Raw genomic sequence first — 25,505 nt, 5'->3', positions numbered from 1 at the left:
GCGTACTGGCTTACAGGTAGTAGGCCTTCAGCGGCGGGAAGCCATTGAACTCCACTGCGCTGTAGCTGGTGGTGTAGGCGCCGGTGGACAGCCAGTAGAGGCGGTCTTCGGCAGCCAGGTTCAGCGGCAGGCCGTACTTGTAGTTCTCGTACATGATGTCGGCGCTGTCGCAGGTCGGGCCGGCGATCACCACCTCTTCCACCTCGCCCTTCTTCTCGACCCAGATCGGGAACTTGATGGCCTCGTCCATGGTTTCGATCAGGCCGGAGAACTTGCCCACGTCGGTGTAGATCCAGCGCTCTACGGCGGTACGCGACTTGCGCGCCACCAGCACCACTTCGCTGACCAGGATGCCGGCGTTGGCGATCAGGGATCGGCCCGGCTCCAGGATGATTTCCGGCAGCTCGTCGCCGAAATCTTCCTTGAGGAAGCGGATGATCTCTTCGGCGTAGGTTTCCAGGCTGTTGGTGCGCTGGATGTAGTTGGCCGGGAAGCCACCGCCCATGTTGATCATCTGCAGGGTGATGCCGTCTTCTTCCTTCAGGCGCTCGAAGATCACCTTGACCTTGGCGATGGCGGCGTCCCAGACATCGATGTCGCGCTGCTGGCTGCCCACATGGAAGGACACGCCGTAGGGCACCAGGCCCAGTTGCTTGGCGAGGATCAGCAGGTCCAGGGCCATGTCCGGGTTGCAGCCGAACTTGCGCGACAGCGGCCAGTCAGCCGAGGTGGAGCCTTCAGTGAGGATACGTACATAGACCTTGGCGCCCGGAGCGGCCTTGGCGATGTTGCGCAGGTCGGCTTCGGAGTCGGTGGCGAACAGGCGCACGCCCTTCTCGAAGAAGTAACGGATGTCGCGGGCTTTCTTGATGGTGTTGCCGTAGCTGATGCGCTCCGGGCCAACGCCGGTCTTCATCACCTTGTCCAGCTCATAGATGGAGGCGATGTCGAAGTTGGAACCCTTGTCGCGCAGCAGCTCAGTGATTTCGGTGGCCGGGTTGGCCTTCACCGCGTAGTAGACCTTGGCGAAGGGGAAGCAGCTCACCAGTTGGTCGTAGGAATCGGCGATGGTCTGCTTGTCGATGACTACGAACGGGGTTTCTTGCTTGTCGGCAAACGCCTTCATGCGCTGGAAAGTTTGGGGCGAGAAATAGTCTTCGACCTTGATCGACATGCGAGGGACTCCATATGGCAAAACAAACGAAAGTTGTTAGGGGTGGCCGGTGTTGCGTTGGACAACAGGCCTGAACGTCTGATCAGTTTCCCCACTTTGGTTCGCCTACTTCCCAAGGCATGTCGCCGAGGATTTTCAGTCATCAATGACTTCAAACCTCTCGTCGTCAGTACTTGAGCCGGATGGATCGTTGCCAGCATGGACGTTCGGGCGCGAACTTTAGGACCACAGGAACCACAGATCAATCAAAAATTGCCGCTTTCTCGCATCCCTTTGTCGCATGGCCTGTTGACTGTTTCGAATCCTCAACAAAACGTTATGAAATGCTGCACAGCCGCGGGTTTCAGGGTGATGACAGGGGGACGGAGGGTCTTTCCCCTGTGGGGGCGAATTCATTTGCAAAGGGCTGCGCAGTAGCCCAGTAGGTTGGCGCAGAGCGAAGCGAAGCCCAACATGCCCGGCGGCGCTGATCGAGCATCCATTTCCCGCTATAATCCCGCGCTTTTCCGGGCCGTCCGCGCCCCGCCATCGATTCCAGCAGGCACCCTCCATGACCATCCAGGCCGCCGAAGTCGCGAAACGCCGCACGTTCGCGATCATCTCCCACCCCGACGCCGGTAAGACCACCATCACCGAAAAGCTGCTGCTGATGGGCAAGGCCATCGCCGTGGCCGGTACCGTGAAGTCGCGTAAATCCGACCGGCACGCCACCTCCGACTGGATGGAGATGGAAAAGCAGCGCGGCATCTCCATCACCACCTCGGTGATGCAGTTCCCCTACCGCGAGCACATGATCAACCTGCTCGACACCCCCGGCCACGAAGACTTCTCCGAAGACACCTACCGCACCCTGACTGCGGTGGACTCGGCGTTGATGGTGCTGGACGGCGGTAAGGGTGTAGAACCGCGCACCATTGCCCTGATGGAAGTCTGCCGCCTGCGCGATACGCCCATTGTCAGCTTCATCAACAAGCTGGACCGCGACATCCGCGACCCCATTGAACTGCTGGATGAGATCGAGGCGGTACTGAAGATCAAGGCCGCGCCCATCACCTGGCCGATCGGTTGCTACAAGGACTTCAAGGGCGTCTACCACCTGTCCCAGGACAAGATCATCGTCTACACCCCGGGCCACGGCCACGAGCGCACCGAGATCAAGGTGATCGACAAACTCGACTCGGACGAAGCCCGCGCCCACCTGGGCGACCTCTACGACAACTTCGTCGAGGAGCTGGAACTGGTGCAGGGCGCCTGCCACGAGTTCGACAAGGAGGCCTTCCTCAAGGGCGAGATGACCCCGGTGTTCTTCGGTACCGCACTGGGCAACTTCGGCGTCGACCAGGTGCTCGACTGCATCGTCGACTGGGCGCCGAAACCGCTGTCGCGTGCCGCCCATGAACGCATCGTGGAGCCGACCGAGGAGAAGTTCTCCGGCTTCGTGTTCAAGATCCAGGCGAACATGGACCCGAAGCACCGCGACCGTATCGCCTTCATGCGCATCTGCTCGGGCAAATACGAGAAGGGCATGAAGATGCGCCACGTGCGCCTGGGCAAGGACGTGAAGATCGCCGACGCGCTGACCTTCTTCTCCAGCGAGCGTGAGCAGCTGGAAGAGGCCTTCGCCGGCGACATCATCGGCCTGCACAACCACGGCACCATCCAGATCGGCGACACCTTCACCGAAGGCGAGGCCCTGGGCTTCACCGGCATCCCGCACTTCGCCCCGGAACTCTTCCGCCGCGTGCGCCTGAAGGACCCGCTGAAGTCCAAGCAGCTGCGCCAGGGCCTGCAGGAACTGGCCGAGGAAGGCGCCACCCAGGTGTTCTTCCCCGAGCGCAACAACGACATCATCCTCGGCGCCGTGGGCGTGCTGCAGTTCGATGTGGTCGCCAGCCGCCTGAAGGAGGAATACAAAGTCGAGTGCGCCTACGAGGCGATCAACGTCTGGTCGGCGCGCTGGATCGAGTGCAAGGACGAGAAGAAGCTCAAGGAGTTCAAGGACAAGGCCTTCGAAAACCTGGCCGTAGACGGCGGCGGTCACCTCACGTACCTGGCACCGACCCGCGTGAACCTCAGCCTGATGGAAGAGCGCTGGCCAGACGTGAAATTCCGCGCCACCCGCGAACACCATTGATGACACTCTGTAGGAGCGAGCTTGCTCGCGAATCGGAGCTTCCCTTTCGCCAGCAAGCTGGCTCCTACATCGGGCTCCCTTGCCCCCCTTGAAGCCCTGAGCAAACCTCCCTGTTTTCTCCACAGGGAGCGCAATGGATGCGCTATCAAGGAAGGAACCTGCGTAAAGGCCGCTACTCCGAGCCCGGCCGTATCTACCTGCTGACAACCGTCACTCATGAGCGAACACCCGTGTTCGCACAATGGAGTCCCGGCTGCCTGGTCGCCCGGGAGATTTATGCCATGCGGGAGGGACACTCGCTGGAAACCCTCGCCTGGGTATTGATGCCTGACCATCTGCATTGGCTCGTTCAACTGCAGTCCGGAACCCTGGAACAGCACGTGAGGCGACTGAAGTCCCGTGCCGCCATTGCCCTGAATTCAATGGAGAGAAGTAGCGGGCGTGTGTGGCAGAAAGGTTTTCATGACCATGCCCTTCGCAGAGAGGAAGACGTGCAGGCGGTGGCCCGCTATGTCGTTGCCAATCCCTTGCGTGCTGGTCTGGTGGAGAAATTGGCGGACTATCCGTTCTGGGACGCGGTCTGGTTGTAGGAGCGAGCTCGCGAACCTCACCCACGCCATTCGCCAGCAAGCTGGCTCCTACATCCGAGCCCCGCATGTCCCTGTAGGAGCGAGCTTGCTTGCGAACCTCTCCACGCCATTCGCCAGCAAGCTGGCTCCTACATCCGAGCAAGCGCGCCCCTGTAGGAGCGAGCTTGCTCGCGAACCTCCCCACGCCATTCGCCAGCAAGCTGGCTCCTACATCCGAGCCCCGCATGTCCCTGTAGGAGCGAGCTTGCTCGCGAACCTCCCCACGCCATTCGCCAGCAAGCTGGCTCCTACATCCGAGCCCCGCATGTCCCTGTAGGAGCGAGCTTGCTCGCGAACCGGAGCCTCCCTTTCGCCAGCAAGCTGGCTCCTACGACAGAGCTGTTACGGATCGAGCGCCCCGGAGGTCCAGGTGCTCGACGGTAACGAGCCGGTGAATTTGGCGACTATCGCCCCTGCCGGGACCAGCCGGTCGCGATAGCGGGTGACCATCAGTCCCGCCTGGGGCGCCAACAGCCGGTGTTCGCTGGACGGGTCGCCGGGGGTGGCGATGACACGGGCGAAGCATTCACCGGCCTGGACGGCATCGCCCAGCTCGCGCTCGAACACCAGCACTCCGGCAGCGGGCGCGAATACGGTTTCCATATACCCGATGGGCACCGCCCTGCCCTGCCACGCCGGTAATTGCGCCGGTTCGGCAACAAGGCCACGGGCGCAGAGAAAGGTGTAGAGCCCATCGGCATCCTGCTGTGCCAGGGCGTCACTCACATCCCCCTGCCCACGCAGCTCGACGGTGGACACCAGGCGCCCCTCGACGCGACCGTCCGCCAGCCAGGGCGCAATCACCACCTCCTCGAAGGCACCATCGCCGTCCCCCTCCCAGATAATCGCCACTTCGGCCCCAAGGGCTGCCGCGAGGTCCTGGCCGGCGGGCCAGAAGCACTGGTGCAAGTAGACGTATTGCAGCGCTTCGTCGTCGGTATGCAGGTCAAGGACGATATCGGCATCGGCGGCGAGTCCGGCCAGCGCCTTCTGCCAGGCGGCGAGACTGCCAATCGGCCGGGCCTGTGATGCTGACTCGGGGAAGCCTCGGTTGAAGTTGCGGCTGCTGGGTTCGTGCACCCGCCCCAGGATGCGCCCTTGACGGAACTGGCCGATGCCCAGCGGGTTGGCCTGGGGCACCAGCGTCACGCTGCCGCGCAACAGGCCGTCCTCAGCGGCCTGGATCAGGCGCGGCAGGAGCGTGTGCAGCACCAGCATGCCGGCGATCTCGTCGGCGTGGACCCCGGCCTGCAAGTGGACCTTGGGGCCCGGTTTGCCGCTGTCCAGGCGCCAGGCCGGCACCCGCAGGGGAGCGCCGGAATCCCCCGGAATACTCAGGGAGACATCTTCGATCATGTCCTACCTCCTCTTGGCCGCCGGATACGTCCGGACGGTTGGTTTGTCGTCGAGCCAGGCGGTACTATCCCGGCCCATCGAGCGAAGGAAATCGCCCCTTGGAAACGCCCCGCGAACGACAGCCCCGCACCAACCCCGACGAACGCCGCGAACATCTGGTGCGCGCCGCGCTGCGCTGCCTGGTCGCCGAAGGCCACGCCGGCATTTCGGTGCGCCGCATCGCCAAGGAGGCCAACGTCGCCGTCGGCCTGATCAATCACTATTTCGGTAGCATCGACGCCCTGGTCGCGCAGGCCTACGAGACCCTCGCCAGCGAGGTCAACCAGGCCCTGGTCGCCCGCATCGAGGCCGCCGGCCCGGCACCTGCCGCACGCCTGGAAGCCTTCCTGACCGGCTACTTCTCGCCGGTCACCCTGGACCCCGACCTGCTCAGCCCCTGGGTGGTGTTCTGGAGCCTTATCCGCCATTCCCCCCAAGTGAACGAAGCCCACGAACGCACCTACGGCGGTTCCCTGGTCCTGCTGGAGCAACTGCTCTCTGAGCTCGCCCGGGAAGAAGGCTTCTCCATCGCCAAACCGCGTCTTGCGGCCATCGGCCTGTCGGCCATGCTCGACGGCCTGTGGCTGGAGTGGTGCCTCAATCCCGCCAACTTCAGCGCCGAGGAAGGCCTGGAGATCAGCCGCCGCTGGGTCGACAGCCTGCGGCGCGGGGCCTATGCCTGACGTACTCAGGCGAATCCGAACCCTACAACAGCGGTGTCTTCAACCCTCAATTCGCCCGGCGAAACATGCTTCGTCGCTCCGCCAGGCCGAAGCCCATCTCAATCATGAAGGTCAGGCAGACGTAGATGCCTGCCACCAACAGCAGCGGCTGGTAGATCTGGAAGGTCTGGGCGCGCACCACGTTGGCCGCTCCCAGGAGGTCAACCACCGCCACCGTCGACGCCAGCGCGGTGGATTTCAGCAGCATCACCGTCTCACCGGCCAAGGTCGGCAGCAGCAGGCGGATCGCCCTCGGCAACCAGACCCGCATCAGCACCAGGCGCTGGCGCATGCCGAAAGCCGCCGCGGCCTCCAGCTCTCCCCTCGGCACGGACTTCATGCCGCCACGAATGACTTCGCCGACATAGGCCCCCACCGAGAGCACCAGGGCGATGACGATGTACCAGAAGCCGTCGCGCAGGTACGGCCAGAGGAAGCTGCCGCGAATCAACGGAAACTGGGCGAAGAGGCTACCCAGGCCGTAATAGAAGATGTAGATCTGCACCAGCAGCGGCGTCCCGCGAATCACGCTGGTGTAGGCGAGGCTCGTGCCCGCCAGCACCGGGTTGCGCGACATCCGCGCCAACGCCACCAGCAGCGCCAGAGCAAAGCCCAGCACGGCGGAAACGGCGAGGATGAGCAAGGTGGTGCCCAGTCCGCTGAGCAGCAGTTTTCCGTAGTCGAATATCCAGGTAGCGGTCATCACACGCCCTCGCTCACACCGACGGGGTCCAGCGGCGGAAGCGCCGTTCGAGCCAGCCAGAAAACAGGTTGGAGAGCACCGTCAGCAGGTAATAGAAGACCGCGGCGGTGAGGTAGAAAGTCAGGTAGTGGCGCGTCGAGCCCGCCGCCTGCTTGGCGGTGAAGAGCAGCTCGTTGGTGCCGACCACGCTGATCAGGGCGCTGTCCTTGATCAGGTTGACCCAGAGGTTGGCCATCCCGGCCAGGGCGTTGGGCGCCATGATCGGCAGGGTCACCCGGCGGAACAGGCTGAAGCCGCTCAGGCCAAAAGCCCGCGCCGCCTCGATCTGGCCGTGTGGAATGGCCTGGATGGCCCCCCGGAAGATCTCCGAGGCATAGGCGCCCTGAACCAGCCCCAGCACCGCGATGGCGACCACCGTGCCGTTGAGCTTGAGGTCGCCATAGCCAAGCCAGGCAAACAGCTGGTTGAGCCCCATGGAGCCCACGTAGTAGAGCAGCAGGATCAGCAGCAATTCAGGTATTGCGCGGCACAGGGTGGTGTATCCACGCATCAAACGCGCCACTGGGCGCGGGCCGTTGAGCTTGCCCATCGCGACGGCCAGGCCAATCAGCATGCCGACCAGGAAAGCACCGACGGAAATCTGCAGGGTTACCCACAACCCCTTGAGCAGCGCCGGCCCCCAACCCTGGGCGCCGAAGCCGACCAGTTCAAAGTAAGACTGCATTGCAGGCCCTCATCGAGGCGGAAATGCGCCATCCCGGTAGAGCCGGGATGGCTCCGGAGGTCACTGCTTCGGCGCGACGCTGACGTCGAAGTACTTGGCGGAGATGGTCTTGTAGTCCTCGCTGGCCAGCAGCTTGGCGATGGCCTCGTCGAGCTTCGCCTTGAGGGCGACGTCGTCCTTGCGCAGGCCGGCCCCTACACCGCGGCCGAACAGCGGATCGTAGGGCACCTCGCCCTTGTTTTCGATGCCGGCGGCCTGGGCATCAGGGGATTTGACGAAGGCGCTGACAGCGATGCCGTCGGCCATCATCAGGTCGATGCGCCCCGCCACCAGGTCGGCGTTCACCGAGTCCTGGGTGTCGTAGTAGCGCACGTCGGCGATGCCGTCGTAATGCTGCTTCAGGTAGTTGGAGCTGACGGTGGAGAGCTGCACGCCAATCACCTTGCCCTTGAAACCTTCCGGGCTGATGGCGACATCCAGTGCCTTGGGTGCAGCCACTGCGACCGGGGTGTCGTAATAGGCACGGCTGAAGGCGATCTGCTTCTCGCGCTCTTCAGTGACGGACATGGAGTTGAAGATCACATCCACCTTCCTCGACATCAGGGCTGGAATCAGGCCATCCCAGGCCACCTCGTCGATCTCGCACTGGGCCTGCATCTGCGCACAAAGGGCGCGGATCAGGTCCGGCTCGAAGCCTGCCCACTGGCCGTCTGGCTGCTTGCTGGAGAATGGCGGATAGGGTTCCGCCGCCATCGCGAATCTCAGGGTTTCGGCCTGCGCGCCCACCGCGCCGGCCATGAGCATTACCGCACCCGCCATCCAACGTGCCAGTTGAGACTTCTTCATGGTTTCTGCCCTGCTTGATGTTGTTGTGGTTAGAGCTTGTCGAACTGGCCGCGCGCGGCGGCCGGAGTCAGCGATTCTGGTGGGCGGTAACGAACTGTCGGCAGCGCTCGCTGCGCGGCCTCAGGAAGACCTCCTGCGGAGGCCCTTCCTCTTCGATCCGCCCCTGATGGAGAAAGGCAACGTGGCTGGAAACATCACGGGCGAAGGCCATTTCGTGGGTTACCAGGATCATGGTGCGGCCCTCTTCGGCCAGGGAGCGGATCACCCGCAGGACTTCGCCCACCAACTCCGGGTCCAGCGCCGACGTGGGTTCGTCGAACAGCATGACCTTGGGCTCCACCGCCAACGCACGGGCAATGGCCACTCGCTGCTGCTGGCCGCCGGACAGGAAGGAGGGATATTCGTGGCGCTTGGCGGCGAGCCCCACCCGTTCCAGCAGGGCCTCGGCACGCTCGATGGCTTCGGCGCGGCTTTCGCGCAACACCTGGATCGGCGCTTCGATGAGGTTTTCCAGCACAGTGCGGTGGGGCCAGAGGTTGAAGCTCTGGAACACCATCCCGAGCCGCGAACGAATCCGGGTCAGCTGCTTCTGGTCCGCCACCATCGGTTCGCCGATGCGACTGGTGGTGAGACGAATGCTCTCGCCATCGACCGTGACCGTGCCCTGATTGGGGATTTCCAGCATGTTGATGCAACGCAGCAATGTGCTCTTGCCCGAACCACTGGCCCCGATCAGGGACACCACACCGCCCTCCCGGGCAGTCAGCGAAACGCCCTTGAGCACCTCGAACTGGCCGAAGCGCTTGTGGATGGAATCCACCTCCACCATCTTCGGCCGCTCCGCCTTTGCGGCTCGGGTATCGACCGAAACGGTCGGGCGCACGTCGATGCGCGGGCCAGCTCCCAGGGTGGCGGCAAAACGGCGGATGCGCGCGCAGGCCTCGGCCAATTGCTCTTCGCCCAAGCTGAATGACAGCCGCACGAAGCCGGCGGCGGAAGGGCCGAAGGCCGCCGCGTCCAGCACCGAGACGCCGGTTTCGCGGAACAGCTTCCAGGCGAAGTCCAGGGAACTGAGGCCGCTGCCGCGTACGTCGAGCAGCACGAACATCCCGGCTTCGGGCGTCAGCACCTCGAACGGCGCGCAGTTCTGCAGCGCATCGACCACCAGGTCGCGGCGACGCCGATAGCAGGCGCGCATTTCCCCGGTCACCTGGTCGTAGGTGCGCACAGCGGTCAACGCAGCTTCCTGCACGAAACCGGGAAGGCCATACAACACGTTCAGCGCCAGGTTTTCGATGTGGGCCACGAGTTCGGGACTGGCGATCACCCAGCCGGTGCGCCAGCCGGTCATGGCGTGGGACTTGGACAGGCTGCCGATGCTCACGGTGCGCTCGCGCATGCCCGGCAAGGTGGCGAAGTAGCGGTGCGGTTGTTCGAAGGTCAGGCTCTCGTAAACCTCATCCACCACCACCCACAGGTCGTGCTGCTGCGCCAGCTCGGCGATGGCCTGCATTTCTTCGGTACTGAGCACCACGCCGGTCGGGTTGTTCGGATTGGCGAAGAAGATCGCGCGGGTACGCTCGCTGATGGCTCCACGCAAAGCCGCGAGGTCGGGACGGAAGCCGCCCTCCGCCGGACAGGGCACCCTTACCAGGGTGGCGCCGGTAGCCTTCAACGTGGCTTCGTAGGTGACGTACACCGGATCGAAGACGATGACCTCATCGCCGGCCTCCAGCAAGCACATGGCCGCCGCGTAAAGGCCGTTCTGTGCGCCAGCCACGAGGATGGTGCTGTCCGCCGACACCGGCTGGCCGGTCAGGCGGCCATGCAGATCGGCGATGGCCTGGCGCAGCTCGGGCCGGCCGGCAACGTCACAGTAATGGGTATCACCGGCCTGCAAGGCCTGGATGGCTGCGGCGGTGATGGGGGCGGGGGTTGCGAAATCCGGGTCGCCAATGCTGAGGACTATCACGTCCTCGCCCGCACGTTGGGCGGCGATGGCCGCGTAGTGAATATCCCAGGCTGCTGTGCCTGGCCCTGCCATTCTCTCCACTAGCGAAGCGAAACGCATGTTCGGGCCCCATTGCAAAGGGTGAAGTCCGGGTCACGTGACTGCATCAGCGAACCGGCGAGTGGCCCAACCATAGCCGAGCATGAACGAGTGTTCAATAGCGTTTTCGGCCTTGTTTTTCCCGCCCCGCGCGATGCCCCGAGACAGAGCGGATGCACCGGAAAAAACAGCCACAACGCCCCAGGAACGGGCATGTCAGACCGGGGAGAGGCGGTATATGCTGGCGCCATGCTGATCGATACCCACAACCATCTTGACTTCCCCGACTTCGACGCCGATCGCAGCGGCGTGCTGGCGCGTTGTCGCGCCCTGGGCGTGCGGCGCCAGGTCCTGCTCGGGGTGTTCCGTGACAACTGGCAGCGGGTCTGGGACCTGGCCAATTCCGGCGACGATTTCTGCACCGCCTTCGGCCTGCACCCGGTCTATCTGGCACAGCACCGGGACGAGCATGTGGCGGAACTGCGCCAGTGGCTGGCGCGGCACGCGGGCCACCCGAAGCTCTGCGCCGTGGGGGAAATCGGCCTGGATTACTTCGTCCCCGAACTGGACCGCGACGAACAGCAGCGTCTGTTCGAGGCGCAGCTGGCCCTGGCACAGGAGTTCGAGCTGCCGCCGCTGCTGCATGTACGGCGCAGCCATGCGGCCGTGATCGCCACGCTGAAGCGTTTTCGCCTCAAGCGCGCCGGCATCATCCACGCCTTCGCCGGCAGCGCCGAAGAGGCAAAGGAATACCGCAAACTGGGCTTCCGCCTGGGCCTCGGCGGCGCTCCCACCTGGCCCCAGGCCAACCGCCTGCGCAAGGTGGTGGCGCAGCTGCCGCTGGAAGACATCGTGCTGGAAACCGACTCTCCGGACATGGCGCCGGCCATGCACCCCTATGGGCGCAACAGCCCGGAGTTCCTGCCGGATATCTGCGAGGCCCTGGCCGAAATCCGCGGCGTTACACCCGAAGAACTGGCCGCGGCCAGCACGCGTAACGCCTGCGAGGTGTTTGGCTGGAAGGATTTGCAGGGGTGAGCATTATTGCTCTCTGGTGGCGAATGAATTCGCGATGTCTGCATGACATGTTGCAAGCAGCTGCAGTGCCCGTTGGAGCTGGCTTGCCAGCGAATGGCCCCGTTTCGCTGGCAAGCCAGCTCCTACAAGGCTCCTGGACCTCTCGCAACAGCTAAGAATGAATTCGCCCCCACAGGGAACCCATCAGCCAAACATGAAAAAACCCGCCAATTGGCGGGTTGTTTCATTGGGTCGAACCTCAGACGCGGAACGCGCCGATCAGTTGCTTGAGCTGCGCCACCTGGCCGGACAGCTCGCGGCTGGCCCGCTCGGTCTGGCTCGCACCGTCGGCAGTGCGCTCACCGGCACGGTTGATCTCGACGATGTTCTGGTCGATATCGTGGGCCACGGCGGTCTGCTGCTCAGCTGCGGCGGCAATCTGCTGGTTCTGGTCGACGATCATGCCCACCGCGCCGAGGATGTTCTCCAGCGCCGCCTGCACCTTGCCAGACTGGCTGACCGTGCCATCGGCCATCTGGTGGCTGGCGTTCATCGCCTTCACGGCAGCACCGACGCCACCCTGCAGCTTGATGATCATCTGCTCGATTTCCTCGGTGGACTGCTGGGTACGCTTGGCCAAGGTCCGTACTTCGTCCGCCACCACGGCAAAGCCGCGGCCTTGCTCACCCGCCCGCGCGGCTTCGATCGCCGCGTTAAGCGCCAGCAGGTTGGTCTGCTCGGCGATGCCCTTGATCACTTCCAGCACACGGCTGATCGAGGCGCTGTCGGCGGCCAGCTGGTTGATCACGCTCACCGACTGGTCGATCTCGCTGGCCAGGCGCTCGATGCTGCCCAGCTGGGATTCCACCAGGGCGCGGCCGCTGACGGTTTCCTGATTCACGCTCTGCGCACTGTCCACTGCCGCAGCGGCGCTGCGCGCCACTTCCTGCGCGGTGGCCGACATCTCGTTCATGGCCGTGGCGACCTGCTCGATCTGGCTGCGCTGCCCGGCCACGGCCTGATTGCTCTCACCGGAGACCTGCTCCACGCGGCCGGCCTGACGCTCCACTTCGGCCACGGTATGGCCCACCAGCTCGATCAGGTCATGGATCTTCGCCACGGTGCCGTTGAACACCTGGCCCAGCTCGCCCAGTTCATCGCGGCCTTCGGCACGGAAGCTGACGGTCATGTCGCCGCCGGCGACCTGGTCCATCACCTTGCCCAGGCTCTTCAGGGTGGTACGCGTGGAGACGTAGAAGCCGCTGTAGAGGTAGACAATGGCGAGGAACACCACCAGCAGGGCCACCACCAGCAGCACGGTCTGCACGCGCTTTTCGGCCAGGCGTTTTTCCAGCTCGGCCTTGAGGAAGGCCAGTGAGCCGTCATTGAGCTGATAGGTCTTTTCCAGCGACGCCGTCACCTGGTCATAAAACTGCTGCCAGGGCGTGTCGAGGGTGTCGGCCATGATCACCTTGTCCTCGAACAGCGTGGCGCTCTGCTTGATGGTGTCGCGACTGGCGGCGGTCAGACCATCCAGCGCCTGGTGACCGCGCGGACTGCCGTCGAGGGCATCGGCGATCTTCAGGCCGTACTCGGCATTGAGCTTGTCCAGGTCCAGCAGCAAGTCGTCCAGCTTGGTGCTGGCCGCCGAATTGAGGAAACCCTGGCCGAGCGAATAGGCGCCTATGGCGCGCCCCTTGCCGATGGCCATGGTCACTTGCGGAGTGGTGGAGGTGACCAGTTCGGTGATCTGGCGCACGTCGGCCTGGTCGTCCTGGCTGAGACCGGCCTGGGCGGCGACGAACTTGATGAAGACCTGAGCGTTGCCCAGCAGCTTCTCGATCATCGCGCTCTTGCTCTGCAGGGAGGTTTCGCCCTTGGCAGCCTGCAAGGCCGTGATCAGCTCATCGCGCTTGGTGTTGAAGGCTTCGACCTGTTCAGCCTCGGACACCACCGGAGCCAGGCCCTGAAGGGTCGAAAGCAACTCCTGTTCAAGCGCAGTGACGCGCTTTTCCAGGTCCCCGGCCTGCCCCGACTGACCGATCATCGAGTTGATCATGACCAGGTCGTTCAGGCTCTCCAGGTTGCGGCGCACATGCAGGCTGGCACCCAACAGGTCGAGGCTCTGCAGTTCGGAGCGGGTACTGACGAATTGTCGGTAGGAGTCGCGCACCAGATAGAAGTTGGTGATCAACATCGGCAGGAAGAACAGAACACTGATCAGACTGAACTTCATCCCGAAACTGAGGCGGTTCATCAGCGCGATGGCAGGATACAACAGGGTCTTCACGAGACGTCTCCTGTTCTCATTTATTGTTATGGGCGCGCTCTGATCGGCTGACAGGATTCGGCCAGGGCCTCGCAGCATCCCCACGCTGCTTGGCGATCGCCGAGATCAGTCAGATGCTTCTGTGAGCAATGTCCGAAAATTCTGGCGCGCTCATCTGTGTACCCGATATCGGCAGGAGTTTCTGTAACTAAAGGTTAATCAAGGCGGGACCCGCCCGACGGCAGCGCCGGGCGGGCGGTGAAGCAGAACTCAGAACAGCAGGGCCCAGACGGCGAAACCGGCGTACCAGAGCACCGCAGCGCGAACCAGCAGTTGCCAGAGGGCATCCAGCGTTGCCACCCCGGCGTCACCCGTGGCGGGCTCCGGCAGTTCGGCAGCAGCGCGGCCGGCCAGTTCGATGTAGCGCCGCGCCGAGATCTCCCAGCTCAGCAGTTCGTGAAGCAGCACGCGGCTGACCCCGACGAAATTTCCCACCAGCGAGAAACTGGCCGCCAGCACCCGTACCGGCAACCAGTCGAAGGCGTGGCGAATCATCGCCGCTTGCTCGCGCAATGCCGGCGTGCCGGCTTGCTCGGAAGCCAACGCGAGCAAGCGGTAGGCCAGGGCCGCCACCGGGCCGAGCAGCGCGTACCAGAAGATCACCGCGAAGAAGCCCTGATAGGCCTGCCAGAGCTGATAGCCCTGTACCTGCTGCAGGAGATCGCCGCCCTCATCCGCCTCCAGGCCGAGGTCGCGTTCGGCGACGTGATAGGCACCCTGGGTATCGCCACGCCGCCAGGCATCGCGGAAGGGCCCCAGATCGGCCAGCACATCGCCGCGCCCCAGGCTGTAGATGATCACCAGCAAATGCACCGGCAGGGCCATCCAGCCATAGGCCAACGGCTCCAGCGCCAGCAGCACCAGCGCCAGGAGCACCAGGGGCAGCAGCACCAGTAACGCGAGGATCGCCCAGGGGCGCTCGCTCATGCGCGGGTTGGCTTCGGCCTTGGCCAGCTCACGCAGCCAGAAGCCGTCCTGCTGGATATGCCGGCGCCAGGCGGAGAATTTCTCGATCCAGAGCACCAACAACAACACCAGAAAATACATGGGTCCCTCCTCGTTCTATCGTGCGAGCGCGCCACGCAGGCGCGCCCAATCGAATGCAGGCCCGGGATCGGTCTTGCGCCCCGGGGCGATATCGCTATGACCGCAAATGCGCTCCGGCGTGATGGCCGGATAGGCAAGACGCAGTTGTTCCACCAATGCGATCAGCGCAGCGTACTGAGGTTCCGTGAACGGCAGATCATCGGTGCCTTCCAGTTCGATTCCCAGGGAAAAGTCGTTGCAGTTGTCCCGCCCCTCGAACAAGGAAACGCCCGCGTGCCACGCGCGCTCATTGCAAGAGACGAACTGGGTAACGGCACCATTGCGCTCGATGAGGAAATGCGCGGATACCCGGAGGTCGCGAATGCCCTCGAAATAGGGATGCTCGGCCGGGTCGAGGCGGTTCTGGAAGAACGCCTGCACCTTCCCCGTACCGAACTGCGCGGGCGGCAGGCTGATGTTGTGGATCACCAGCAGGGAAACCTCCCCCTGCGGGCGGCTATTGAAGTTGGGCGAGGGGCAGTGGCTGATGCCCTGGCACCAACCGGATGCGGGGTCCAGCTGCATGTCGGCTCCTTGGTCTGCCGCCCACTTTAGGCGCAGTCGAGCCATTTTAGCGAGTGGCGGGACAGGGAGCGGCAATTGCCTCTGTTTTGAATGTGCAGGATGGGTGAACACGGAGCGATACCCATCGACCACACGCGATGGGTATCGCAGGCTCCACCCATCCTACTGAAACGTGCTGTCGAGCTCAGGCGCCTTTGAGCCGACGCAGGTTGCCGATCACCGATTCCAGCGCGCGGTCGAACAGCAGGGCATCGTCCAGCAGGCGGATCGCATTGCGGCGGAACTCCACGGCCAGGCCCATGCGGGTCTTTTCCAGCACTTTCATGCCGGTGCGGTTGACGAAGATGTACTTGCCCGTGGGCTTGATCAGCGCCGCCAGCTTGCAGCGCAGCTTGTGCTCGTCGTCTTCCTGGAACTCGACCCAGCTCCCCACGCGAAGGCTGTCGACAAAGCCAAGCGCCTCGTCATCATCCGCCAGGGAAACTTCAGGCTCCTGTACTTGAGGCTCGCCGGGGGCGACCAGGACGATTTCTTCCACGACCGCCACCATGGCCGGCGCAGACTCATCTTCCGGCTCGGCGTCGTCCGGCAGGTCAAGCAACGGCGGCGGCGATTCCAGACCGTCGTCAGCAACCACTTCCACCGGCTCGGGCTTGCGGAAACGCTGGAAGGCCTGAACGTGCAGGGTCTCCAGTTGGCTGAAGAATTCGCTGGTGGAGAAGGGATCGAACGCGGCGCTGGCCAGGCCATCGCGCAGGGACTTGAGCAGCCCCGGCACCAGCTCCAGCAAGCGCGCACGGGCTTCCGGCGCATCGTGGGACTCCACGCTCCAGATCAGGTCGTCCATGGTTTGCAGAGCGGATTGCCATTCGACCGACTCAACCCCGTGCTTGAGGCAACTCAGCAGCAGCACCTTGCTCCAGGCCTCCTGCAGCAGGCGCACCACCACTTCCGGCAGGGTGCGGCCCAGCAGGCGCTGGTTGAGCGCGTCTTCCACCTGCCTGCGAGCCAGTTCGGCCTTGGCGCGGCCTTCTTCGGCATCCCGCGTGCGCTGTTCCAGCAACTCGCTGCGGCGGCGCTCGTCACCGGCATAGGCCAGGAACTCGGCGAGCAGCTCCGAGAAAATCGCCGGGTCGTCGACGAAATCGTTCAGCAGGCGCTGCACCACCTGCTCGATGCGATGGTAGAGACTGTCGCGCTGGGCTTCGTCCTGCTCTACCCAACCAAGGGCGGCAGAAGCGATTTCGTTGAGCAGGCGGCGAGCCGGGTGGCTGCCACGGCTGAAGAAGGTCTTGTCCAGCAGGGCGACCTTGAGCATCGGAATCTGCATGCGGCCGATGAGCGCCTTGAGCGAATCCGGCAGGGTGCGGTCATCGAGGATGAACTCGAAGAGCATGGACACGAGGTTGATGACGTCATCGTCCACCTGTCCGACCACCCGCGCCCGACCGCTGCGGGCGCTGGCACGAGTGAGCAGTTGGTCGAGGCTCATCCGCAGGTCGTAGTCATCGTTGTGTTGCTGCGGCAGGTGCTGCTGCAGATGCGACAACAGGCGCATCAGGTCGATGCTGCTGACCGGAACCGCATCAGCGGGATGCTCCCGGCGCGGCAATGCCGTGCCGCGTACCTGCGACAGCAAATCCTGGAGCACGCCAAAGACTTCCTGCACGCCCTCTTCGGTCACCTGACCACCGCCAGCCGCGTTACCGGACTGGGCTTGGCGCCCCGCGGTGCTGGAACGCTCCGACTGGCGCCGCGCCGGTGCCGAGCGCAGGTCCGGGAGCACGCCGGCGGTGACCAGCTGCTGGTTGGCTTCGGCGTACACCTGGTCCAGCTCGGTGAGGACGTACTTCTCGAACAACTTGAAGATGATCAGCTTGACCTTGATCTCCACCCCGAGGCTACGGCAGGCGTCGAGGAAGGCCTCGCACAGCGGGCGCGGCCCCAGGGGGTTGGTCTTGTCATCGACCTTCTTGCTGACGAGGGTGTTGAGACGGGTGGTGAGGTGCCCCAGGGCAACGCCGTCGCGCGCCATCACCTTGGCGACCATGGCGTCCAGTGCCACGGTTTCCTCGAGTTCGTCGTTCTGCACCAGGGACAGGCTGTCGAAAGACACCGCATCCAGCTGCGGCGATTTGCCTATCTCATATTGATTGAGAGCCGAGAATGACTCGAAGACCTTCTGCAGGAAGGTCCGCTCGATGCTCTTGCGCTTCAGCCGCAAGTCGCGCATCGCCTCGAAGAAGGCATTCTGCTCGGCATTGCTGGTGGCGCGGTCCGCCATCTCGAAGAGGGTGTCGTCCGCATTGTCGAACAGCGCCTGAAGCGTCTGCTTCAGCTGCAAGGCGACTTTGTCGCGCACCTGGATCAAGGCCACGGGCAGCCTTCCTACCGGCGAGGTTGGCGATTGCTGGGTGGCCCCCTTGTTCAGCGGCACCACCTTAGCGTCGGTCTGCATCACGAGCCTCCCGCAGGCCGTGCCCTTGCAATGGGCCTATCGGACCGCAAATCGATCATGGGGAGTCATCCATAACGTCAATCAACTGGCGTCAAAAATAGAAATTTCCGATGTCATTATATGGATGATGCTGTGACAACCAAGCGGAGATTTCCTACAGACATGAATCAAGTCACAGATGTAGGGGTTTCGGCCGACCAACGCACAAGGATCCACGCCTGACTATCTAGCAGAAAGCGTAACGCGGTTGTTCATCGGCACTGCGCCAGTCGTCGGCAGCCTTTATAATCGCCGCCATCCTGCCTGCGGAGCCCACCATGCCCAACCTTCTCCTCGCTGACCTCACCGCTGAAATCGAGGCCAACGTACGCACCGCCCTCCAGGAAGACATCGGCAGCGGCGACATCACCGCCCAACTCATTCCCGAAGAGCGTCAGGCCCGCGCCACCGTAATCACCCGCGAAGCCGCCATCATCAGCGGCACCGCCTGGGTGAACGAGGTGTTCCACCAGCTCGACCCACGCGTGAAGGTGGAGTGGCAGGTACAGGACGGCCAGCACGCCGACGCCAACCAGGCCCTCTTCCACCTCGAAGGCCCGGCCCGCGCCCTGCTCAGCGGCGAGCGCAGCGCACTGAACTTCCTCCAGTGCCTGTCAGCCGTCGCCACCCGCGTCGGCCACTATGTGGAACGGGTCAAAGGCACCCAGGTGAAGCTCCTCGACACCCGCAAGACCCTGCCCGGCCTGCGCCTGGCGCAGAAGTACGCCGTGACCTGCGGCGGCGGCCACAACCACCGCATCGGCCTGTACGACGCCTTCCTCATCAAGGAAAACCACATCGCAGCCTCCGGCGGCATCGCCCAGGCCATCCAGGCCGCCCACCGCATCGCCCCCGGCAAGCCGGTGGAAGTGGAAGTGGAAAGCCTGGACGAACTCCAGCAGGCACTGGATGCCGGCGCCGACATCATCATGCTCGACGAACTCAGCCTCGACGACATGCGCACCGCCGTCACCCTCACCAACGGCCGCGCCAAGCTCGAAGCCTCCGGCGGCATCAACGAAACCACCCTGCGCACCATCGCCGAGACGGGCGTCGACTACATCTCCATCGGCACCCTGACCAAAGACGTCAAGGCCATCGACCTGTCGATGCGGCTGAGCCTCTGACAGATTCCAAACCTGCAGCTCGGAATCGCCGGGCTGCACGGGGTGCTCCTGGCCACGTTCCAAAAACGCGTTTTCCCACGTTCGAATGAACTGGCTCAGTCTGCGCTACGTGCTGGGATTCCGCGGGCTCCCTGTAGGAGCCAGCTTGCTGGCGAACGGGACAGATTCGCGAGCAAGAACTCGGTGCTACTGGCTCAACCCGGACAGAAACCGGATGCCCGCCGGCCGAAGTCGGAAACTCAGCCCGTTACGCGGGTAGGAATCACTTCTGCGTGGAGCTTGATGCCAAGAGCCCGCGTCACCTTGAGGATGGTCGCGAAACTCGGGTTACCTTCACCCGACAGAGCCTTATACAAGCTTTCGCGTCCAAGACCGGTATCCCGCGCGAGCTGCGTCATGCCTTTGGCCCGGGCGATGGTGCCCAGCGCTTTGGCAATGAACGCCGCATCATCCCCGGCTTCCTCGATACAGGCCTCCAGGTAGAGCGCCATGTCCTCATCGGTTTTGAGGTGTTCGGCGCTGTCCCATTTACGCAGTTTGACGCTAGTCATGCCGACCTCCTAAAGCTGGCGCGCAATATTGATCGCGGCCTTGATATCTTTCGGCTGGGTGGACTTGTCGCCACCCGCCAGTAGGATCACGATTTCCAGACCGCGCTGCGTGAAGTACACGCGGTAGCCTGGCCCGTAGTGAATGCGCATCTCCGAAACGCCCTCGCCCACCGGCTCGCAGTCACCGAAGTTGCCGTCCTCGGCCCGGTCTATGCGCGCCTGGATACGCATGACGGCCCGCTTATCTCGGAGGCTGGCGAACCATTCATCGAACGAGTCAGTAGTGAGAATGCTCTTCATAATCCACATGTATCCCTTGAGATACAGATGATAGGCACAGTGGCACTGCTGCGCAATTCCCAAGCGATCCGATTCGTTGCCAAGCGCTCCCACCGGCGTCGACTACATCTCCATCGGCACCAAAGACGTCAAGGCCATCGACCTGTCGATGCGGCTGAGCCTCTAAATCCCACCTCGCCGAGCCCCGGGCGTTGCCATGCGCCCCGGGCAAGGCTATGGTGCGGCCGTCCTGGCAAATTCCAGGACCGGGTTTGGCGACCCGAAATACAAGTTGGCGCTCAGGCGCCCCAGACTATTGCAGGCGCTTTTTTGTGCCCGCAATGCTGTGTCATGGCGGCTGTGCGCGGGAGACCGAAAGGTCTGCCGGGAGCCAACTTGCCCGGTTCGCCAACCTGCGCACAGCTGTCACCTCTTATCGTTTGGCGACGATTTGTGTGACAGCTCCATTTCGCAAGTTGGAGCCTCACCCATGAACATTGGAAGTCCGCACTCACAAAAGGCCGCGAGTACTCCCCTCACCTGGCAAACCATCATCACCCCGGCCCAAAGAACCGTCGGAGGCGGTCTATGAACAACATCGCCCGCATTGCCGACCTCCAGGGCGACCGCCTCCTGACGGCCAGCTACGCCCTCAACACCATCGCCGATCTGCTGGGCTGCGACGGCCTCGAACACCACCTGAGCGACAAGGACCTGAAAGGCCTGCACCACGCCGTCAAGACCATCTCCGACCTGATGAAGTGCTCGGCCATGGACCTGTACAACGTTGCCGAAAAAGTGGGCAGAAAAGACTGAGAAGCGAGCGGCCCGCCGCCACGCAGCGAGCAAAGCCGCGAAAAGCAAAAAGCCCCGCAGAACCTGCGGGGCTTTTTGCTTGGATCATGGTGCCGGTAAGAGGAATCGAACCCCCGACCTTCTCATTACGAATGAGCTGCTCTACCGACTGAGCTACACCGGCCAAAAACGTGATGCAGAAGCTAGCACTTTTCGATCAGCACAATCAATATTGGCAAGTCATTTGCAGGCCCCATCACTCCCAACCAAGAAAGACACGGCATAAAATGCTTAGCAAAAACTATGTTTACGCGATGGGCTGGGTAATTCTCATCCTCTGCTACACAGTTTCGATGCCCTACAGCATGCAGATTATTTCGAATGCAGGCGTTTACTGGGCATTCGGGGTCGACCCAATAATAGTAGTAATAAGCATTGCCATAATTTATGCATTGTCCCTACCCCTCTACTACCGCTCCCTTGATCAAAACCATATAGGGAAATCGGTCATCGCCTGGCAAGCAGTCAGAGACCTTGCCACCTTCAAAAAGCTCACTCAAGAAAAAAGAACTGCACTCCTAGCAGTCCTTATAAAAGGGTACTTCACTCCACTTATATTCGGATGGTTCTTTTTCTGCCTCTATTCAATATTCAACTCAGCAGAACAGCTAGCACTTGGCGATCTCTCTCTCAAAAACATTTACTCCCTCCTTTTCAACACATTAATCCTCATCGACACCGGCGTATTCATTCTTGGCTATACTTTTGAGCATCCAAGACTCGGAAACACAATAAAGTCTGCCGACCCTAATATCAGCGGCTGGTTCTTTGCTTTGATCTGCTATCCACCGCTACTAGACCACACAAGAAATATAATCGAGTGGTCCAACCACTCCACAACGACAGGGACCGACCTTATCATCGCCACCCTCAGTTCCATCGCGATGCTCGTCCTGATGGCCATCTACACATGGGCATCCGTAGCCCTAGGTTTCAAAGCCAGCAACCTAACAAACCGTGGCATTATCAACAAAGGCCCATATAAGTATGTCCGTCACCCTGCCTACGCTGCAAAGAATCTTTCATGGTTCGTAGGCGGACTCCCGCTAGCACTAACCATTGCCCAGGAAAATCTCCAGCAGGGACTACTCGCGCTTATCGGCATGCTGTGCTGGATCGGCATATACGTGATGCGAGCAATTACGGAAGAACGACACCTGTCTTCAGATCCTGACTACAAGGAATACATGTCCAAGGTGCGGTACAGGTTCGTGCCCGGTATTATCTAACTCGAAGCGCAGATGATATCGACTGATACATCTGCCTAGACAGGGCGTCCGCGTCGCGAGGCCGAGCGTTGAAAAGGGCAACCACGATGTGCCCCTCAGCCATGCGAAGCACGAACGAAAAGCACCCTGGCATTGCACCGAAGTGCGTCAAGTCTGCCTGTCCGTCCGCCCGGGGCCAAACCCGCCATCCGTACCCGTAGAAGTTGCTCCCGTGCTGTGCGAGCGCTTTTGCACTGACAATTGGGTAGACGGGGCCACGCTGAAAAAGATCTAGCAGTGCATCGACAGTAGATGCCCATCCTCCTGCGCCACTTAGGCGCTGGAGGCTCGCGGCACCAACATCAACAACCGCCCAGTTCCTCCCCTGCTTTTGGTAGTTGAGGGAACGTCCCGTTTTATAGCCATCGGGCCCCTGCACCCCGCTAACCCTCAACGGATTCAGCAGGAGTTCCTTTGCCGACTCGAAGTACGGCTTCCCAACTTTTTTCTCGACAATCAGGCTCAGCAGGCAATATCCGAGGTTTGAGTACGCATACCTCGTGCCGGGGTGAAACTGCAACCCATGCTGGAGCATTGCTTTGGCAACACCCTGACACGTCGAACCATCCGAGAGACCAATTCTTGAAAGATCAAACCCCGGATACAACGGATCGAAAGTCACTTCCCTGTCCCAACCAGCAGTATGCCTTAGCAAATGCACTACCTTTACCTCGGGATATCCCCCAACCCGCGCATACTCGAATTCTGGAAGAAGCGCGACTAGCTGATCAGACAGACCAAGGCGCCCCATTTCTATCAACCTCATGATAATCATCGCTGTTATCGGCTTGGAAACACTCGCAATATTGAAAACTGTTTCTCGATCAACCGCTACGCGCGCCCGAACATCAGCATACCCTTCGCTTATTACCTCTCTTACTCCATCCGCATACTGGACACCTACAACCCCCCCAGGAAACTGACCACTATTCAATAGAGATGCGATATAGACAGATAAAGGGAGCTCACCGGAACTCCTTGAGAGCAGCAAGATAGAAACAAGCAGAATGTACCGATACATTTCCCTACCCAAAAAGAAAAGGCCTCACTCGAGGTGAGGCCTTTCATATTTACTAGCGGTACTTCCAATTAGCCGCCAGTAGTGGTGCTGCCACCGCTGGTGGTGGAACCGCCGCTGGTGGTGGAGCCGCCGCTAGTGGTGGAGCCACCACCAGAAGTGATGTTGTTCTTAGTGATAGCACCCGAAGCAACGGTGTTGGTCACGGTGGTGGTATTGTTCCAGGTCAGCGAGGAGCCACCGGCGTTCACAGCGGGGGTCATGGTGATAACCAGGCCATCTACACCAGTACCAATACCGGTTGCCAGAGTCAGAGCAATGACTCCATCAGTAACAGTTGCACTAGCAACTTCCTTAGTCGGCGTGAAGGTCGGAATACCAGTCGCACCAGTATCACAAGCAGTCAGAACACCACCTGCCTCTTGAGCGCAGAGAGCAACAGCGGTTTTCAGCGAATCAGCTGCGGTCAGAGCGTTACCGACCTTCGCCTTGATGGTGTAGTCCTGATACTGCGGAATGGCTACGGCAGCCAGAATACCGATGATCGCTACCACGATCATCAATTCAATCAGGGTAAAACCTTTTTGTGCCTTCATTTATTGATCCTCAAATGGAGTAGGCCAGTTGCCTGCGATAGCTCTAGCAGATGACGTGCCAAGTTCTCTAACCACCATCGAAGCTCGCGGCACAAGCATCTTTCGCAGCCAGGCTCAACCTCGATCAACCAGATCACTTGTTCGACCAAGCTAACGAACCACCCTTTTCTAGCCACTAACTGACTATTTTTGTCACCCTCTCTGAGCGTATTTGGCGTCACGGATCAACTACGTTATAAGGCAGGGTCACAACTGGCAGACTGACGCTTCCTCATGAACGAGACCGCCCCCACGCTATCCGGCCTGGCCAAACAACTGGTGCTGACCAATCTCCTCGATGAGCGGAGCGCCCTGCAGGCCCATACCCAGGCGCAGCGCAACAAGATTCCGCTGATCACTTACCTGGTCCAGAACAAGCTGCTGAAGAGCCGAGATTTGGCGGAGATGGCGGCTGAGCAGTTCGGCATCGCCTTTCTCGATCTGTCCAGCATTGATAAGGAGTCCCAACCGAAGGAGCTGGTCAGCGAGAAGCTCATTCGCCAGCACCGCGCCCTGCCGCTCTGGCGTCGAGGCAACAAGCTGTTCGTGGGCATTTCCGACCCGACCAACCATCAAGCAGTTACCGATATCCAGTTCAGCACCGGCCTGAACACCGAAGCCATCCTGGTCGAGGATGACAAGCTGGGCGATGCCATCGAGAAGTTCTTCGACTCCGCCACCAGCGGCATGGAGGACCTTGGGGACGTCGACCTGGATGGTGTGGATGTCGAGGCGGTCGATGACGACAAGAAGGACAGCCCCGGCGGCGTGGATGCGGACGACGCCCCGGTGGTGCGCTTCGTTAACAAGATGCTGCTGGACGCCATTCGCGGTGGCTCCTCAGACCTGCACTTCGAGCCCTACGAGCGCTCCTACCGGGTGCGCTTTCGTACCGACGGCATGCTGCATGAGGTGGCGAAGCCACCGATCCAGTTGGCCAGCCGCATCTCCGCGCGCCTGAAGGTAATGGCCGCATTGGATATCTCCGAGCGCCGCAAGCCCCAGGACGGGCGGATCAAGATGAAAATCTCGAAGTCCAAGTCCATCGACTTCCGCGTCAACACGCTGCCCACTCTCTGGGGCGAGAAGATCGTGATGCGGATTCTCGACCCCACCAGTGCGCAGATGGGCATCGATGCACTGGGGTACGAGGAGGAGCAAAAGGAGCTGTACCTGGCCGCGCTGAAGCAGCCACAAGGCATGATCCTGGTCACCGGCCCAACCGGTTCGGGCAAGACGGTATCGCTCTACACGGGCATCAATATTCTCAACACCGTGGACATCAACATCTCCACCGCCGAAGACCCGGTGGAGATCAACCTGGAAGGCATCAACCAGGTCAACGTCAACCCGAAGCAGGGCATGGACTTCGCCCAGGCACTGCGCGCCTTCCTGCGTCAGGACCCAGACGTGATCATGGTCGGTGAGATCCGTGACCTGGAAACCGCCGAGATTGCCATCAAGGCCGCCCAGACCGGCCACATGGTGTTGTCGACCCTGCACACCAACAGCGCGGCGGAAACCCTGACCCGCCTGCGCAATATGGGCGTGCCGGCCTTTAACATCGCCACCTCGGTCAACCTGATCATCGCCCAGCGCCTGGCACGCAAATTGTGTAGCCATTGCAAGAAGGAAGTGGACGTTCCGCGTGAGGTGCTGGTCAAGGAAGGCTTTCCGGAAGCCAGGATCGGCAGCTTCAAGTTGTATGGCCCGGTTGGCTGCGACAATTGCAACCTGGGCTACAAGGGCCGAGTGGGTATTTATGAAGTGGTTAAAATCACGCCGGCCATGCAGCAGCTTATTATGGAAGAAGGCAACTCCATCCAGATCGCCCAGCAGGCGCGCCGCGATGGCTTCAATGACCTGCGAACCTCCGGCCTGGTAAAAGCCATGAATGGCATTACCAGCCTTGAGGAAGTCAACCGCGTGACCAAGGATTAA

The 25,505-nt window shown here is 61.7% G+C and carries 22 protein-coding genes, 1 tRNA gene and 2 pseudogenes; 9 read left to right on the top strand and 16 right to left on the bottom strand.

From position 1 onward, the window contains the following. Positions 1 to 10: 10 nt before the first annotated feature. Positions 11 to 1,174, bottom strand: coding sequence for a type III PLP-dependent enzyme (locus tag FFS60_RS02960; protein WP_028628540.1), 1,164 nt, complete (start codon positions 1,172 to 1,174; stop codon positions 11 to 13). 550 nt (positions 1,175 to 1,724) lie between these two features. Here FFS60_RS02960 and FFS60_RS02955 point away from each other — a divergent pair. Both FFS60_RS02955 and FFS60_RS02950 read left to right on the top strand, forming a co-directional pair. Then, the gene (locus FFS60_RS02955; RefSeq protein WP_028628541.1) at positions 1,725 to 3,308 is read left to right on the top strand and encodes a peptide chain release factor 3; all 1,584 of its coding nucleotides are present in this window, start codon (positions 1,725 to 1,727) and stop codon (positions 3,306 to 3,308) included. Positions 3,309 to 3,445: 137 nt separating this feature from the next. Further along, a complete protein-coding gene (locus FFS60_RS02950; RefSeq protein WP_028628542.1) occupies positions 3,446 to 3,898 on the top strand; it encodes a transposase in 453 nt (150 codons plus the stop codon). Positions 3,899 to 4,279: 381 nt separating this feature from the next. Here FFS60_RS02950 and FFS60_RS02945 read toward each other — a convergent pair whose 3' ends face one another. Beyond that, the gene (locus FFS60_RS02945) at positions 4,280 to 5,293 is read right to left on the bottom strand and encodes a succinylglutamate desuccinylase/aspartoacylase family protein (RefSeq protein WP_137821092.1); all 1,014 of its coding nucleotides are present in this window, start codon (positions 5,291 to 5,293) and stop codon (positions 4,280 to 4,282) included. Positions 5,294 to 5,391: 98 nt separating this feature from the next. Here FFS60_RS02945 and FFS60_RS02940 point away from each other — a divergent pair, with 98 nt between their 5' ends. Continuing rightward, positions 5,392 to 6,015, top strand: a complete 624-nt coding sequence (locus FFS60_RS02940; RefSeq protein ID WP_137821091.1) for a TetR family transcriptional regulator C-terminal domain-containing protein — start codon at positions 5,392 to 5,394, stop codon at positions 6,013 to 6,015. A 46-nt stretch (positions 6,016 to 6,061) separates the two neighbouring features. On the opposite strand, the gene FFS60_RS02935 is transcribed toward FFS60_RS02940, so the two are convergent. From FFS60_RS02935 to FFS60_RS29220, 4 genes are all read right to left on the bottom strand, one after another. Continuing rightward, positions 6,062 to 6,757 carry an ABC transporter permease gene (locus FFS60_RS02935; protein WP_028628545.1) on the bottom strand — a complete coding sequence of 232 codons (696 nt, stop codon included), beginning with the start codon at positions 6,755 to 6,757 and terminating at the stop codon, positions 6,062 to 6,064. Positions 6,758 to 6,770: 13 nt separating this feature from the next. Further along, positions 6,771 to 7,481 carry an ABC transporter permease gene (locus FFS60_RS02930; protein WP_137821090.1) on the bottom strand — a complete coding sequence of 237 codons (711 nt, stop codon included), beginning with the start codon at positions 7,479 to 7,481 and terminating at the stop codon, positions 6,771 to 6,773. 60 nt (positions 7,482 to 7,541) lie between these two features. Next, the gene (locus tag FFS60_RS02925) at positions 7,542 to 8,327 is read right to left on the bottom strand and encodes a transporter substrate-binding domain-containing protein (protein ID WP_137821089.1); all 786 of its coding nucleotides are present in this window, start codon (positions 8,325 to 8,327) and stop codon (positions 7,542 to 7,544) included. Positions 8,328 to 8,394: 67 nt separating this feature from the next. Then, entirely contained in the window at positions 8,395 to 10,398 is a 2,004-nt protein-coding gene (locus FFS60_RS29220; protein WP_137821088.1) for an aminotransferase class I/II-fold pyridoxal phosphate-dependent enzyme, read from the bottom strand. Between the two features lie 192 nt (positions 10,399 to 10,590). Between FFS60_RS29220 and FFS60_RS02915 the strand changes: the two genes are divergently transcribed. After that, positions 10,591 to 11,415, top strand: a complete 825-nt coding sequence (locus FFS60_RS02915; protein ID WP_256658028.1) for a TatD family hydrolase — start codon at positions 10,591 to 10,593, stop codon at positions 11,413 to 11,415. Positions 11,416 to 11,653: 238 nt separating this feature from the next. On the opposite strand, the gene FFS60_RS29345 is transcribed toward FFS60_RS02915, so the two are convergent. The 5 genes and pseudogenes from FFS60_RS29345 to FFS60_RS02895 form a co-directional block, all read right to left on the bottom strand. Beyond that, positions 11,654 to 12,358, bottom strand: a complete 705-nt coding sequence (locus FFS60_RS29345) for a methyl-accepting chemotaxis protein (protein ID WP_371926355.1) — start codon at positions 12,356 to 12,358, stop codon at positions 11,654 to 11,656. Positions 12,359 to 12,511: 153 nt separating this feature from the next. Next, positions 12,512 to 12,859 (bottom strand): annotated as a pseudogene (locus tag FFS60_RS29340) (HAMP domain-containing protein); the annotation flags it as partial. Between the two features lie 1,074 nt (positions 12,860 to 13,933). Next, positions 13,934 to 14,770 carry a regulatory signaling modulator protein AmpE gene (ampE, locus tag FFS60_RS02905; RefSeq protein WP_137821086.1) on the bottom strand — a complete coding sequence of 279 codons (837 nt, stop codon included), beginning with the start codon at positions 14,768 to 14,770 and terminating at the stop codon, positions 13,934 to 13,936. Positions 14,771 to 14,785: 15 nt separating this feature from the next. Further along, the gene (ampD, locus tag FFS60_RS02900; protein WP_137821085.1) at positions 14,786 to 15,334 is read right to left on the bottom strand and encodes a 1,6-anhydro-N-acetylmuramyl-L-alanine amidase AmpD; all 549 of its coding nucleotides are present in this window, start codon (positions 15,332 to 15,334) and stop codon (positions 14,786 to 14,788) included. A gap of 184 nt (positions 15,335 to 15,518) precedes the next feature. Continuing rightward, a complete protein-coding gene (locus FFS60_RS02895; protein WP_137821084.1) occupies positions 15,519 to 17,792 on the bottom strand; it encodes a DUF1631 domain-containing protein in 2,274 nt (757 codons plus the stop codon). Positions 17,793 to 18,109: 317 nt separating this feature from the next. Here FFS60_RS02895 and nadC point away from each other — a divergent pair, with 317 nt between their 5' ends. Continuing rightward, the gene (nadC, locus tag FFS60_RS02890; RefSeq protein WP_137821083.1) at positions 18,110 to 18,958 is read left to right on the top strand and encodes a carboxylating nicotinate-nucleotide diphosphorylase; all 849 of its coding nucleotides are present in this window, start codon (positions 18,110 to 18,112) and stop codon (positions 18,956 to 18,958) included. Between the two features lie 239 nt (positions 18,959 to 19,197). On the opposite strand, the gene FFS60_RS02885 is transcribed toward nadC, so the two are convergent. Next, positions 19,198 to 19,509, bottom strand: a complete 312-nt coding sequence (locus tag FFS60_RS02885) for an addiction module antidote protein (protein WP_137821082.1) — start codon at positions 19,507 to 19,509, stop codon at positions 19,198 to 19,200. A gap of 9 nt (positions 19,510 to 19,518) precedes the next feature. Continuing rightward, positions 19,519 to 19,809 (bottom strand): type II toxin-antitoxin system RelE/ParE family toxin, encoded by a 291-nt coding sequence (locus tag FFS60_RS02880; protein ID WP_137821081.1) that lies wholly within the window; start codon positions 19,807 to 19,809, stop codon positions 19,519 to 19,521. 85 nt (positions 19,810 to 19,894) lie between these two features. Here FFS60_RS02880 and FFS60_RS02875 point away from each other — a divergent pair. Together FFS60_RS02875 and FFS60_RS02865 are read left to right on the top strand one after the other, a co-directional pair. Further along, positions 19,895 to 19,975, top strand: a pseudogene (locus FFS60_RS02875) (nicotinate-nucleotide pyrophosphorylase); the annotation flags it as partial. Positions 19,976 to 20,376: 401 nt separating this feature from the next. Beyond that, on the top strand, positions 20,377 to 20,604 hold the full coding sequence (locus tag FFS60_RS02865; protein ID WP_137821079.1) for a hypothetical protein: 228 nt from the start codon (positions 20,377 to 20,379) through the stop codon (positions 20,602 to 20,604). Positions 20,605 to 20,691: 87 nt separating this feature from the next. Here the strand turns inward: FFS60_RS02865 and FFS60_RS02860 are convergent. Continuing rightward, positions 20,692 to 20,767, bottom strand: a tRNA-Thr gene (locus FFS60_RS02860). 103 nt (positions 20,768 to 20,870) lie between these two features. Here FFS60_RS02860 and FFS60_RS02855 point away from each other — a divergent pair. Next, complete coding sequence (locus tag FFS60_RS02855; protein WP_171016473.1) at positions 20,871 to 21,872, top strand: isoprenylcysteine carboxylmethyltransferase family protein; 1,002 nt, start codon at positions 20,871 to 20,873, stop codon at positions 21,870 to 21,872. Here FFS60_RS02855 and FFS60_RS02850 read toward each other — a convergent pair. Then, positions 21,865 to 22,932: a serine hydrolase gene (locus FFS60_RS02850; RefSeq protein WP_137821077.1), complete on the bottom strand. Its 1,068-nt coding sequence runs from the start codon at positions 22,930 to 22,932 to the stop codon at positions 21,865 to 21,867. The genes FFS60_RS02855 and FFS60_RS02850 overlap by 8 nt on opposite strands. Positions 22,933 to 23,000: 68 nt before the next feature. After that, complete coding sequence (locus FFS60_RS02845; protein WP_137821076.1) at positions 23,001 to 23,525, bottom strand: prepilin-type N-terminal cleavage/methylation domain-containing protein; 525 nt, start codon at positions 23,523 to 23,525, stop codon at positions 23,001 to 23,003. A gap of 273 nt (positions 23,526 to 23,798) precedes the next feature. On the opposite strand from FFS60_RS02845, the gene pilB reads away from it, so the two are divergent. Then, the gene (gene pilB / locus FFS60_RS02840; protein WP_137821075.1) at positions 23,799 to 25,505 is read left to right on the top strand and encodes a type IV-A pilus assembly ATPase PilB; all 1,707 of its coding nucleotides are present in this window, start codon (positions 23,799 to 23,801) and stop codon (positions 25,503 to 25,505) included.

Source organism: Pseudomonas sp. D(2018), from assembly GCF_005502555.1.
In the GTDB taxonomy this organism is placed as follows: Bacteria; Pseudomonadota; Gammaproteobacteria; order Pseudomonadales; family Pseudomonadaceae; genus Metapseudomonas; species Metapseudomonas resinovorans.
Note: the sequence above shows the minus strand (reverse complement) of the source record. Positions and strands in the feature narration are given on the sequence as shown.

Coding starts and splice junctions, on each gene's coding strand:
- FFS60_RS02960 (WP_028628540.1), bottom strand. CDS start 1,174: ATGTCGATCAAGGTCGAAGACTATTTCTCGCCCCAAACTTTCCAGCGC.
- FFS60_RS02955 (WP_028628541.1), top strand. CDS start 1,725: ATGACCATCCAGGCCGCCGAAGTCGCGAAACGCCGCACGTTCGCGATC.
- FFS60_RS02950 (WP_028628542.1), top strand. CDS start 3,446: ATGCGCTATCAAGGAAGGAACCTGCGTAAAGGCCGCTACTCCGAGCCC.
- FFS60_RS02945 (WP_137821092.1), bottom strand. CDS start 5,293: ATGATCGAAGATGTCTCCCTGAGTATTCCGGGGGATTCCGGCGCTCCC.
- FFS60_RS02935 (WP_028628545.1), bottom strand. CDS start 6,757: ATGACCGCTACCTGGATATTCGACTACGGAAAACTGCTGCTCAGCGGA.
- FFS60_RS02930 (WP_137821090.1), bottom strand. CDS start 7,481: ATGCAGTCTTACTTTGAACTGGTCGGCTTCGGCGCCCAGGGTTGGGGG.
- FFS60_RS02925 (WP_137821089.1), bottom strand. CDS start 8,327: ATGAAGAAGTCTCAACTGGCACGTTGGATGGCGGGTGCGGTAATGCTC.
- FFS60_RS29220 (WP_137821088.1), bottom strand. CDS start 10,398: ATGCGTTTCGCTTCGCTAGTGGAGAGAATGGCAGGGCCAGGCACAGCA.
- FFS60_RS02915 (WP_256658028.1), top strand. CDS start 10,591: ATGTCAGACCGGGGAGAGGCGGTATATGCTGGCGCCATGCTGATCGAT.
- FFS60_RS29345 (WP_371926355.1), bottom strand. CDS start 12,358: ATGTCGGCCACCGCGCAGGAAGTGGCGCGCAGCGCCGCTGCGGCAGTG.
- ampE (WP_137821086.1), bottom strand. CDS start 14,770: ATGTATTTTCTGGTGTTGTTGTTGGTGCTCTGGATCGAGAAATTCTCC.
- ampD (WP_137821085.1), bottom strand. CDS start 15,334: ATGCAGCTGGACCCCGCATCCGGTTGGTGCCAGGGCATCAGCCACTGC.
- FFS60_RS02895 (WP_137821084.1), bottom strand. CDS start 17,792: ATGCAGACCGACGCTAAGGTGGTGCCGCTGAACAAGGGGGCCACCCAG.
- nadC (WP_137821083.1), top strand. CDS start 18,110: ATGCCCAACCTTCTCCTCGCTGACCTCACCGCTGAAATCGAGGCCAAC.
- FFS60_RS02885 (WP_137821082.1), bottom strand. CDS start 19,509: ATGACTAGCGTCAAACTGCGTAAATGGGACAGCGCCGAACACCTCAAA.
- FFS60_RS02880 (WP_137821081.1), bottom strand. CDS start 19,809: ATGAAGAGCATTCTCACTACTGACTCGTTCGATGAATGGTTCGCCAGC.
- FFS60_RS02865 (WP_137821079.1), top strand. CDS start 20,377: ATGAACAACATCGCCCGCATTGCCGACCTCCAGGGCGACCGCCTCCTG.
- FFS60_RS02855 (WP_171016473.1), top strand. CDS start 20,871: ATGCTTAGCAAAAACTATGTTTACGCGATGGGCTGGGTAATTCTCATC.
- FFS60_RS02850 (WP_137821077.1), bottom strand. CDS start 22,932: ATGTATCGGTACATTCTGCTTGTTTCTATCTTGCTGCTCTCAAGGAGT.
- FFS60_RS02845 (WP_137821076.1), bottom strand. CDS start 23,525: ATGAAGGCACAAAAAGGTTTTACCCTGATTGAATTGATGATCGTGGTA.
- pilB (WP_137821075.1), top strand. CDS start 23,799: ATGAACGAGACCGCCCCCACGCTATCCGGCCTGGCCAAACAACTGGTG.